The sequence below is a fragment of the Amycolatopsis sp. NPDC114504 genome, from assembly GCF_055633595.1.
Map to the genome: position 1 here is coordinate 180726 of NZ_JBVKDU010000007.1, position 12079 is coordinate 192804.

7 protein-coding genes are annotated in these 12079 nt (G+C 67.6%); 5 read left to right on the plus strand and 2 right to left on the minus strand.

Annotated elements, in window-relative coordinates; translation table 11 throughout:
• The 3 genes from ACZ7PG_RS47620 to ACZ7PG_RS47630 all read left to right on the plus strand — a co-directional run bounded on the left by ACZ7PG_RS47620 (window position 1) and on the right by ACZ7PG_RS47630 (window position 4132).
• Window positions 1-909, plus strand: coding sequence for an ABC transporter ATP-binding protein (locus ACZ7PG_RS47620; protein WP_470245852.1), 909 nt, complete (start codon window positions 1-3; stop codon window positions 907-909).
• A complete protein-coding gene (locus ACZ7PG_RS47625) occupies window positions 906-2462 on the plus strand; it encodes an ABC transporter permease (RefSeq protein WP_470245853.1) in 1557 nt (518 codons plus the stop codon). The genes ACZ7PG_RS47620 and ACZ7PG_RS47625 overlap by 4 nt, the downstream gene beginning before the upstream one ends.
• Window positions 2463-2683: 221 nt before the next feature.
• The gene (locus tag ACZ7PG_RS47630; protein WP_470245854.1) at window positions 2684-4132 is read left to right on the plus strand and encodes an amidohydrolase; all 1449 of its coding nucleotides are present in this window, start codon (window positions 2684-2686) and stop codon (window positions 4130-4132) included.
• Between the two features lie 1086 nt (window positions 4133-5218).
• Here the strand turns inward: ACZ7PG_RS47630 and ACZ7PG_RS47635 are convergent.
• The gene (locus ACZ7PG_RS47635) at window positions 5219-5512 is read right to left on the minus strand and encodes a hypothetical protein (protein ID WP_470245855.1); all 294 of its coding nucleotides are present in this window, start codon (window positions 5510-5512) and stop codon (window positions 5219-5221) included.
• A gap of 243 nt (window positions 5513-5755) precedes the next feature.
• On the opposite strand from ACZ7PG_RS47635, the gene ACZ7PG_RS47640 reads away from it, so the two are divergent.
• Window positions 5756-6316 carry a GNAT family N-acetyltransferase gene (locus ACZ7PG_RS47640; RefSeq protein WP_470245856.1) on the plus strand — a complete coding sequence of 187 codons (561 nt, stop codon included), beginning with the start codon at window positions 5756-5758 and terminating at the stop codon, window positions 6314-6316.
• A 1008-nt stretch (window positions 6317-7324) separates the two neighbouring features.
• Window positions 7325-10372: an ATP-binding protein gene (locus ACZ7PG_RS47645; protein ID WP_470245857.1), complete on the plus strand. Its 3048-nt coding sequence runs from the start codon at window positions 7325-7327 to the stop codon at window positions 10370-10372.
• Between the two features lie 453 nt (window positions 10373-10825).
• On the opposite strand, the gene ACZ7PG_RS47650 is transcribed toward ACZ7PG_RS47645, so the two are convergent.
• Complete coding sequence (locus ACZ7PG_RS47650) at window positions 10826-11881, minus strand: XRE family transcriptional regulator (RefSeq protein ID WP_470245858.1); 1056 nt, start codon at window positions 11879-11881, stop codon at window positions 10826-10828.
• Window positions 11882-12079: the final 198 nt, after the last annotated feature.

Here is a 12079-nt window from a genome sequence, read left to right on the forward strand (position 1 = left end):
ATGGCCGAAGCGATCACCGCCGACGGCCTCACCAAGGCGTTCGGCGCGGTGAAAGCCCTCGACAGGCTCGACCTGACCGTCCACACCGGCGAGGTGCACGGCTTCCTCGGGCCGAACGGCGCCGGCAAGACCACCACGATCCGCGTCCTGCTGGGGCTGATGCGGGCCGACGGCGGCCGCGCCACCCTGCTCGGCGGGAACCCCTGGACCGACGCCACCGAGCTGCACCGGCGGCTCGCGTACGTCCCCGGAGACGTCACGCTCTGGCCCAACCTCACCGGCGGCGAGGTCATCGACCTGCTCGGCCGGCTGCGCGGCGGGCTGGACGCCAAGCGGCGCGCGGAGCTGATCGAGCGCTTCGACCTCGACCCGCGCAAGAAGGGCCGGACGTACTCGAAGGGCAACCGGCAGAAGGTCGCGCTGGTCGCGGCGCTGGCGTCCGATGTGGAGCTGCTGGTGCTCGACGAGCCGACGTCCGGGCTCGACCCGCTCATGGAGGAGGTGTTCCGGCAGGTCGTCGAGGAGGAGCGCGAGCGCGGCGACCGAACCGTGCTGCTGTCCTCGCACATCCTGTCCGAGGTCGAGGCGCTCTGCGACCGCGTCACGATCATCCGGGCCGGGCGCACCGTCGAGTCGGGCACCCTGGACGAGCTGCGGCACCTGGGCCGGATCACGATCGACGCCTCGCTGGCGCGGGTGCCCGAGGACCTGGCTTCGCTGCCGGGTGTCCACGACCTGAGCACGTACGGCTCGCACGTCCACCTGTCGGTCGACCAGTCGTCGCTGGACGACGTCATGCGGCACCTGGCCGGGGCCGGGCTGCGGAACCTGGTGAGCCGGCCGCCGACGCTCGAGGAGCTGTTCCTGCGCCACTACCGCCACGACGAGCCGGTCGGAGCGGCGCGATGACCGGGACGTGGGCGCTGCTGCGGCTGGTGCTGCGCCGGGACCGGCTGCAGATGCCGCTGTGGATCGTCTGCCTGGCGGCCGCCCCGATGGGCTACTTGTCGTCGATCGAGGCGGCTTACCCGGATGCGGCGTCGCGGCAGCACTTCTACGACCTCAACGCCTCCAGCGCGACGTTCGTGGTCCGCAACGGCCCGCTCTACGGCTCGTCGGTGGGCAACCTGCTGGCGTGGCAGTGCGGGTTCGTCCCGGTGGTCGTCGCGCTGATCGCGGTGCTCACGGTCGTCCGGCACACCCGGACCGAGGAGGAGGCGGGCCGCCGGGAGCTGACCGGCGCGACCGTCGTCGGACGGCACGCGGGCCTGGCGGCCGCGGTGCTCGCCGCCTGTGGCGCGTGCCTGGTCTACGGGCTGCTGGTCGGCTTCGGCCTGGCCGCGCAGGGCGCCCCCGTCGCCGGTGCGCTGGCGCTGGGGCTCGGGTTCACGTTGGCGGGCTGGGTGTTCGCCGGCGTCGGCGCGGTCGTCGCGCAGCTGACGTGGGGCGCGGGCGGGGCCCGCGGGATCGGGATCGGTGTGCTGGTGCTGGCGTTCCTGCTGCGGGCCGCGGGGGACAGCGACGGCTCGGCGGGCTGGGTCGCGTGGCTGTCGCCGATCGGCTGGGCGCACCGGCTGCGGCCGTTCGCGGGGGAGCGGTGGTGGGTGCTCGTCTTGGGCGTTCTCGCGACCGGCGGGCTGGTGGTCCTGGCGGTCGCGCTGTCCGCGCGGCGGGACCTCGGCGCGGCGCTCCTCCCGGCCAGGCTGGGGCGGGCGACGGCGAAGGCGTCCCTGCGGTCGCCGCTGGCGCTGGCCTGGCGGCTGCAGCGGGGGACGCTGCTGGTCTGGACCGTCTGCCTGGCGCTGGTCGGGCTGTTGATGGGCGGCGTCGGGAAGAACGTCGCGGAGATGATGCGGGACAACAAGGCCGTCGCGGACGTGTTTTCCCGCGTCGGCGGCGGAGGCGCGGTGACGGACGCGTACCTCGCGGGGACGATGACGCTGTTCGGCCTGGCGGCGGCGGGCTACGCGGTGCAGGCGACGCTGAAGCTGCGCGCGGAGGAGGCGGCGGGCCGGGCGGAACCACTGCTGGCGACGGCGGTCGGCCGGATCGGCTGGGCGCTCGCGCACCTGACGTTCGCGGTGCTGGGATCGGCGTTCGTGCTGGTGGTGACCGGTCTCGCGACCGGCGCGGCGTACGGCACCTCCCTGGTCCCGGCGGCGCTGGCGCAGGTGCCGGCGGTGTGGGTGCTGGCCGGGCTGGCGACGCTGCTGATCGGATTCGTCCCGCGCTTCGCGGCGGCGGCGTGGGGGCTGCTGGGCGCGTTCCTGCTGTTGTCGCTGGTGGGGACGGCGTTGCAGTGGAACGAGACGGTGCTGGGGATCTCCCCGTTCCAGCACCTGGCCCGGCTGCCGGGCGGGACGTTCTCGGTGACGCCGGTGCTCTGGCTGGTGGCGATCGCCCTGGTGGCGGGGATCGGCGGCCTGACGGCGTTGCGAAGGCGTGACATCCCGGTGGGCTGAACGTGTGAAGGCCACCTTGGTTTCAAGGTGGCCTTCACGCATCGCGAGCGGCAACCGAGGGAGTCGAACCCTGCGCGGCTTATGAGGGCGGCGCCCATGGACCGGCCCTGACCCTTCGGCGGGCGACGGCTGCCATCTGTTACAACGATAGCTAATACCCATCTCATTCCCGTCTCACTCCGTGCTTCACCCGGATGGGCCGAGCTGGCAGGCTGGCCCGCATGGATGATCTACTCCTGCGCCGCGTGCGGCCGGGGCTCGGTGGGGAACTCGCGGACGTCCGGGTGAACGACGGCCGCGTCACGGCGATCACCGAGCCGGGGTCGGCCGGGTTCGCGGCGCGGGTCGTCGACGGGCACGGCGGCACGCTGCTGCCGGGGCTGGTCGACGCGCACGTCCACCTCGTGCAGTGGGCGACGTCCCGCCGCCGGATCCCCCTCGATGCGGCGCGGTCGGCGGGGCAGGCGATCGAGCTGCTGCTGGCGCACCTGCTGGCGACGCCGGCGCCGCAGTCGGAGCTGGTGGTGGGCGCGGGCTTCCGCGACGGGCTGTGGCCGGACAAGCCGCACAAGGACCTGCTGCAGCGGGCGCTGCCCGGGCGGGCGGTGGCGTTGTTCAGCGCGGACCTGCACACGCTGTGGCTGAGCCCGGCGGCGCTGAAGCTGATCGGCCGGGAGCACCCGACCGGGGTGCTGCTGGAGAACGACTGCATGAGCGCGACGGCCCAGCTCCCGACGGCCGCGATCGACGTCCAGGACGAGTGGGTGGCGGAAGCGGTTTCCGCGGCGGCGGCGCGGGGCGTGACGCAGATCGTCGACTACGAGTACGCGGACACGGTCGCGGACTGGACACGCCGAGGAGCCCCGGCGGCCCGGATCTCCTGCGTGATCGCGAAGTACCTGCTGGACCAGGCGATCGAACGCGGCCACCGCACGGGCGACGTCCTCCCGGACTCCGGCGGGCTGCTGACGGTGGGCCCGTTCAAGCTCTTCGTGGACGGCTCGCTGAACACCCGCACGGCGTACTGCCACGATCCCTACCCCGGCTCGGATTCGCCGGGGTTGCTCGAACTGCCGCCGTCCGAGCTGGTTCCGTTGATGGACCGGGCTTTCGCGCACGGGCTCATCCCGGCGGTCCACGCGATCGGCGACCAGGCCAACACGATCGCGCTGGACGCGTTCACGCGGGTCGGTTGCCCCGGCCGGATCGAGCACGCGCAGCTGCTTTCCCCTGCCGACGTCTCGCGTTTCGCGTCGCTGGGCGTGATCGCGGCGGTCCAGCCGGCGCACCAGCCGGACGACCGCGACGTCGCCGACCGCCATTGGCACGGGCGCACGTCGCGGGCGTTCCCGTACCGATCGCTGCTGGAGTCGGGCGCCCGCCTGGAGTTCGGCTCGGACGCACCGGTGGCGCCCCTGGACCCGTGGGACGGTATCGCGTCGGCGGTCTCCCGCACGGACGACGACCGCCCGGCTTGGCACCCGGAGCAGGCATTGCCGTTGGCGGAGGCACTGGCGGCGTCCTCGGGCGGCCGCCGCGGGGTGTCGGTGGGGGACGCGGCGGACCTGATGGTGACGGCGGCGGACCCGTCATCGCTGTCCCCGGCGGACCTCCGAGCCCTCCCGGTGACGGCGACGATCCTCGGTGGACACGTGACGCACCTGGTCTGAGATACACAAAGGATGGTCCCCGACCGGAGGTATATCGGTCGGGGCGCAGCGGATCGTCGACGAGTGTGCGGGACGGCTGCGGAGCCGACTGGGACGCCCTCGTTGCCGTCCTCCGGACGGCCGCTCGGGGAGCGACGGCTGGTAGAGCTGGTGTGTCAGGTGGGGCGCGAGCAACCCGGCCGCGCTCGCGGGGGTGCCCGGTCCGCGCGACGCCGGCGGTGTTCCCAGATCACCACCACCGGCCTACCTCCCGGCGGGAGGCTGGGGCGTGTCCGATCAGCATGCCGGATGTTGCCGGGATGTCGGCGGTCGTGTCGCGGTTCGGTGCGGGATCGCCCGGTGGGTATACGGAACTGCCGATCGAGCCGGCTCACTATGTCGATCGGCCGGTCCCGCGGCGGGGTGGAGCCGCACAATGCGCCACTTCGTCGACGGAAATGGTCGCCGCCGACGATGTTGGTCAGCCCGGGTCCGGCCGGCGACGCACCGATGTTTCCACACCTGATGCGGCATCCGAATGTCGCTCGCCTAGGACGCGGTCGGGTCGCAGCCGTCCCCTGGACCCGGCTCCGGAAGGTGGCCGCGTTTCCCGCAGCCCAGCAGCATGTATTTCGATGAAGGCCAGGCGGGTGTGGTCGTCGACGGTGCCCGCGCAGGTACGCGTAGCCGTGACCACGTCGACCGCTGTTGCGTCGCCCGGCGACGCGGCCGAGGACTTTATGGCCGCTGCCGTCGGGGCGGTGGCCCGGTCCAGGGGAGTGAGCCAGGTCGGCGTGGTGGCGGGTGAGGATCCGGTGCACCGTCGAGCAATTGTGCCTGAGTAGGTAGGCGGTTCGGGGCCAGGCCCCGACGGCGCAGGACACGGACCTTGGTGACCCGCCGTTCCAGCCGATCCGGGGTGCGGTTGGGGCTGGTATACGGCCGGCTGGACCTGCCGAGAATCCCGTTTCCTGGTGGGTGCGGTAGCAGGCGGCGGTGACGCCTGATACCTGGAACCGCTGCGCAGCTCGCCGCAATGCCGGCCTTCCTCGACCACGCAGCGGACCCGACGAGCACCTCCCACACCAAGATCATCCGACCACGTTGTCACCGCAATCGCAACTCCTGTGGGCGTACGCCTTGGAGCTGTTCGGTAGACAGCACGATGGCGGCGATTGTGCGTTCGGGCTCGATAAGCGGAGCGTTCGGCATAGCGCGTGGCCGGACCTCTGAACTGGTCCAGCCGGTCGAAGCAGGTTCGACCACGCTGCGGTAGGTCACGCCCGGGTGAATTGCGGTGCTCAGCCCGTCGCGGGGCCGCCCGTTCACTTCCCTATGGATGGCGATGGTGTCGACCTGGTCGCTGCATCCCCTTTCTCCGGCGTCGACTTCGGCGATCACCCGGTCGAGGGTGCCGTCCGGCACGGAGCGCCGGTGCGCAGCTTCGACCCACTGCAGTAAAGCGTTCCAACCGGCGGCGGCGACAGAGCCGATTCAGCGGTCGCCTTCGTGGAGAAGGTGGAGCGGGCGGAGCTTTCGTGTGTACCGATCTCGGCGGGTGCCGCCGGAGGCTCGATCCCCCTGTGATTTGATGTGCGCTCACAAACGCGGCTCCGCCGCCGAACCGGTACGGGAGCCTGTTAGATGACCTCTTACGACGTGCGGCAGGTCAACGCGTCCGAAATCGTCCTGCTGACCGAAGTTTTGGGGAATCCGCAGCTCATCGATGATCGGTTTCGCCGCCAGGAGGACGGCAAGGGCAAGCTGTTCGCCGCCTGGGAGGAAGACCGACCCGCGGGTATGGTCTTTCTCTGGTTGTGCGAGGCCGAGGAGCCGGAGATCCGGACCAGCCTGCCGGATGTCGCGTTGCTCATGAACCTCGTGGTCGTGCCTCGTCTCCGCAACCGGGGCATCGGTCGGGAACTGATCGGTGCGGTCGAGAACGAGCTGCGCAGGCGAGGTCAGGACCGAGTGGCCTTGGCGGTCCGCAGGGAAAACAAAGACGCCATCCGGCTCTATGAGCGGCTCGACTTCGCGATGTGGGGACTCTCCGATGTGATCTGCTACGGGCAGATCCACCAAGAGGACGGCAGCGTGACGCAGGATGAGGAACACTGCCACGTGATGGTCAAGACGCTCGACTCCATCGAAGAAGAGCCGACGAGCGAGGACGCCGGGGAGATAGTGCCCGACCAGGCGGCCTGAGGTGTGCCCGAGAAGGCCATGGTCCGAGTCATCACACCGTTCTCGCCTGCGTGATCGTCGGGACGGTCGACATCGGCCAATCGGCCAGACCTGGCGCGTCAGCGTGGGTGAGACGACGAGTCGTGCCCATGGACGTCGTCGACGGTTGACAGGCGCGTCGTGTTGATCACGACAAATACGCCCCGCCCCGCAGGTTGGGCCCAGCCCGCATCGCCGGGATCTTCGGGATGCATGCCTCGACCGTGTACCGGGTCTCGGCTCGCCACCCGACAGCTAAATGGCCCCACCCGGCCACCGACTCGTCCCGGCGAACTCCTGCACGTCGATATGAAGAAGCTAGGCTTCGCGACCGCGGCGGCCGACGAGTCCACGGCCGCGGCAGTGCACAACACCCCGACACCTGCGCAGGCTTCTTCCGCCGTGCCGCCATCGCCCTGACTAAGCTGGGCATCTACCGAATCGAACGCGCCACGACCGGCAACGCACCGGCCCACCGCAGATTCCACGCCCTCACCGGCATCGGTGCCAAGCTCGGTTCACACGCCGCTATCGGCCCCGAACCAACGAGAAAGCCGAATGCCTCAACCCGAGCACTACCGGGGTTCCCGCATCGCCACGAACCATCATCGAGCCCACACCACCCTGGGAGCCGGCCACCCAACACTCGCGTCGACGATCTTCCAGGGCACCAAGGCCGGCCAGGAAGGGCACATGCCGAGCGCCGGTACCCACCGGCTGTCGACGCGCGGTTGGTCCGATTAGGGGGAGTTTCGAACTTCGGCGTGCTCTCGAAGTCCTCGGCCCGCTTCTTGTCCGTCATCTATTTAATGAGTCGTGGCTCTACAGCCTTGGTGCACCATTTGCGTGGAGATCCGGCGCCTACTCCGGCGAACCGGTGGCTTGCATCGATAGGGCTTGATTAGAGATCCTGGTGAGTCGGGGCTCGGTGACCTGATGCGAGGTGAGATGGCACGCTCACGATTGCCTGTACATCGCACCGTCCTCGTTGTGGATGTCGAAGGTTACGGGAACGAACGTCGGACGAATCATCACCGGCTCGCCGTGCGTCGCGGTATGTACGAAATACTGCGGGTCGCCTTCGGTCGAGCGGGACTGTCGTGGGACTCGTGCCAGCTTGACGACTGCGGTGACGGGGTAATGGTTCTTGCCTCACCGGATCAGCCCAAGTCGCTCTTCGCCGAAACGCTCCCCGGTCAGCTGGTAGCCGGGTTGCGCGAGCACAACGGGAAGCACGCCGTCGAAGAGCGAATACGACTGCGAATGGCGCTCCACGCGGGAGAGATCTATCTGGACGATCACGGTGTCGCCGGAGCGGCGATCAATTTGACGTTCCGCCTGATCGACTCGACCCCCGTGAGGAACGCCCTTGCAGCTTCACCGGGGACCTTGGTCTTGGTCGTCTCTCAGTGGTTCTACGACGAGGTCGTCCGGCATTGTGCGGGCGCGCTTTCCGCGAGCTATCGCCCACTGCCGGTCGAGGTCAAGGAGACCAGTACGACGGGGTGGATCTGTCTGCCGGACCAGCCCCTCGCGATCGAAGCGCCAGGCGGAGATCTGCTGGTATTCCCTCGATCTGCCGAGAACCGCATCACGACGGTCCCGGAACAGCGATCCCACTTAAGCGCGAGCCGAGGCCACACATTGATCACGTGGACGCTGCCTCGCGACACGGCGTCGTTCACCGGACGGCGGGAAGAGCTGGCCAGGTTGATGGAAGCCGCCGAGCGGGAGCACGGGCAACAGGTCGTGGGCATCCAGGCGATCGACGGAATGGCTGGCGTTGGCAAGACCTCGTTCGCCATCCATGCCGCTCACGTCTTGGCCGACCGCTTCCCGGATGCCCGGCTGTTCTTGAGGCTGCACGCTCACACACCCGGGCAGACCCCCGTCAAATCCACTGACGCCCTCGCATCCCTGCTCACCACGGTCGGGGTCGACGCCCAGCAGATCCCCGCTGATCTCGATGCCAGGGCGGCGATGTGGCGCGACTTGGTCGCAGGCAAGCGCGTCCTGCTCGTGCTGGATGACGCGGACAGCCACCGGCAGGTCGAGCCATTGCTGCCTGCGACTCCGGGCTGCCTGGTTCTCGTGACCAGCCGGCGCAGGCTGACGGCTCTCGACGCTACGATCACACTGTCCTTGGACACATTGCCCACCCGCGAAGCCGCTGATCTCTTTACCAGCCTTTCGCAACGCGAGGTGCCCGGCCCGCAGGCGGACCTACTGGCAGCAGTCATCCGGTCGTGCGGCCACCTACCGCTCGCGATCTCGCTTCTGGCGGGCCGGCTGCGCGACCACCCGGCGTGGAGCCTCGAGGATCTCGCCAACAACCTGTACGAGTCACACGATTGGGTCATCAGACAGACCCATTCGGAAGAAGTCGCCGTAACCGCGGCGTTCCACCTGTCTTACCGCAACCTGCAGGCGAGCAGGCAACGGTTCTTCCGTTACATAAGCCTCCACCCAGGCACGGAATTCGACGTCCGCAGTGCCGCCGCTCTCGCCGACATACCCGTCGCCGATGCCCGGCTGCACCTCGACAGTCTGTACAACGACCACCTCCTGAACGAAACGGCGCGTGAGCGTTACCGTATGCACGATCTCGTCCGCGAGTATTCCCGGACTCTCGTCGAAGACGAGACCACTGACGATCGCGACCGGGCGGTCGAACGATTGCTCGACCACTACAAGAACACGGCGGCTGCGGCAGACCGAATCATCATGACCGAACTCATGAGAGACGTGCCGCGAGCCGAACCGCTGAGGGATCCGTTGCCGATTTTGTCGACACTGTCCACTCGGGAGGACGCCTGGAAGTGGATGCACACCGAGTGCACGAACTTGCTTGCCTGCGCCCGATATGCCGCCGCGCGGGTCATGCCCGAGCAGGTCATCGGCCTGGCGGCCGCAGCAGGAGCTTTCCTGGACACCGTAGGTCCGTGGGACCAGGCCGTCGTCTTGCATCTCGACGCAGCCGCGGCGGCTGAGAGCATCGGTGACAGCTTGCACACCGCTGGCGCCCTCCTGCGTGTTGGCCGGGTTCAGCAGCGGACGGCCGAATACTCGGCGGCGATCTCCACCCTGACCATGGCCCAGACGATCTACTGCAACCTGGATCACAAGCTCGGTCAGGTCGGGACACTCATCCAGCTGGGTCGGGCGTGGCGGCAGACGGACGAATATTCCCAAGCGGCAGAAGCGTATCTGGAAGCCCTGTCGCTGTCGCGCGCCCTCGGCGACCGCATTGACGAAGCGTGCGCGCTCAACGAACTCGGCATCATCCACCTCGTCAACGGCAACTACACCGACGCGATATCCGCGCACAGCAACGCGTTGGGCATCTATGCCAAGCTCGACGACCACATCGGCCAAGCCGACGCGGTTAATGAACTCGGCGTGGCGAAGCGGATGACCGGGGACTATGCTTCTGCGATTGAGTATCACGAACGGGCGCTCGACGTATACCGTGGCCTGGGTGACGGATTCCATCAAGCTCTCACGCTCAACAATCTCGGCACCGCTTTGCGGGCGAAAGGTGAGCCGGCGAAGGCGGTCGACGCACATCGGGAAGCTCTGGAAATCGCAAAGAACTTCGGCGATCGCATCGACCAAGCCATCGCCCTGAACGAACTCGGCGCGGCGCAAGGGATGATGGAAGACTTCCCCGCCGCGACGACATCACATGACCGCGCGCTGGCCCTGTACCGGACACTGGGCCAACACCTGGGCGTCGCGGAGACACTGAACCACAAAGGCATCCTTCTGCTGGCTTCCGGGAGGCCGCGGGAGGCAGAAGTCCAGCACGAGATGGCGCTGCAGGTGGCTCGTGAAATCAATACGCCGCTGGAGGAAGCACGGGCCCTTGCGGGTATCGGCCGCTGCGCCGCCTGTCAGGGAGACACTGCGCTGACCCTCGAGCATCTCCATCAGGCGCTTGCCATCTACGAACGACTGGGCGTGCCGGAGCGAGTCGCGATTGCCGAAACCATCGCCGACTCCGCTCCGGCGGCGCGGGCCTCCCGCCACGCCGACTAGGAGCTGTCCTGTAAGCCATCGGAGCCAGAGTATGATGGCGGCGGTGATAAGTGCGGCGTGATGCCAAGTGGCGCGTCCGGCACAGCGGGTGGCAGGTCGCTGACGAACGTGATCCGCCGCGCCCGCATGTCTGCTTCGGCGAGCAAGTCAGGTGCGGGCATCCTCCCGCTCATCCCCGCGGGCGCCGGCCGTCGCGGTACAGGTCGTGTTCGTACCGAAATGCTGTCCTGATCACGATTGACGACCGCAGTCGCATCCTCGTCGAAAAGGAAGACGATCTGCTGCGACGTTGCGAGGGTTGGAAGGAGTATTCAGCCGCTTCGCCCTAGCGATGGTTCAGGTACGCCCCCGACCGCCCAGGGGGGACGGTCATCCTCTCCGCTTCCGGCCGTGGAGCGTCCGGTGTTTCGGCTTGGGTGAGCAGATTCTGATGAAATCCGTTTTGCCTTGTGTTCACGCGTCAGTCTCAGGCCACTCGTGCAACCGGTTTTCCTCGAGGGTCCAGTCCGGCGTCAGGCCCCGCCCGCGGACGACCTGCACCCGGCTAATGATGCTGTACGGCCCCCCAGTGTTAAAACGTTTGTAAAGGTAGTCACGATTACCGTCCCGGAACTCGCGATCGATGAGGGCGCGTACCGCCCCCAGTGTCCCACGACGGTACATGCCGTTGAACACGGTTACTGAGCGCTTTTGGTTGAACGGGCTTATTCCGCGGTAGAAATGTGCCACGTCTTCCATCAGGTGACCCTCTTTGTCTAAGCGTGGACGAAACAGCTCGTTCCCAGTGGGACGTTGCACCAAGAATCCGCCGGTCTTCTCGTTGTCATCGCGGACTATCTGCTTGACCGGCAAGTCGACGCGCTCGATCACGGCGGCGGTGACGATGTTCCAGTCGACGCCACCCAGAAGTACCAGGTGTGCCGTGTAGTCGTCGGGTGTCAAATCCTCGGTCGTGTGGAATTTGACTTTGTTTCCGGGGTTTCGCGCGCGAATATGTCCAAAAAGTTCGATCAATGCATCCGGGTCGGCATAGGTGTGGAGAGCGGCGAATTCACCCCTTTCCGGGTTCGTGTAACCGAGGTGATTCCGCAGCTTACGGGGTAGTCCGGCGCAGACGATGGTGATATCCTCCCCTTCGGGGAAGGTCCATACGTCGGTCGCGGCCGAATTGAAGGATTTGCGCAGCTGCAACAACTCTTCCAAGAGCTCGTTGCGGTAATTCCGCTCTTCGTCCGTCAGGTCGTGCAAGGCAAGGAGGCGAACGATGTCACCTTTCAGGGAACGTCGCGTCGCGAATAGGGTCGCGTACGCCTCGAGCCGCTTCACCGGCGGACGAACGGTCTTCTCCGTGCTCTCCCACGACGAGATGAGCGAAACGCTCAGACCACCGAACGCTTGGGCGAGCTGGTTCTGGGTGATCACCAACCCGGGCCAGCTGGCCTCTCTGAGTGCCTTGAGACGGCGGGCCAGCGTAGGCCGCGGCTCGATTGGGTACACCGTCACCGCCACCTTCTGTAAATGAAGTAGTGCCCAGAGTGCTGCGATGATACTCCCTGTAGCTGCGCGGAGGGCTCGTTATCTCGTTCATCACCACCCGAGCGTGCGCGCTGCCGGTGCTGTCCCACAGGCACACGTCGACCGAGGCCCCGCGTGAGCCGACGGTGTGGCCGAAAGACGTCGTCTCCTACGAGCGCTCAGCCAGGACGT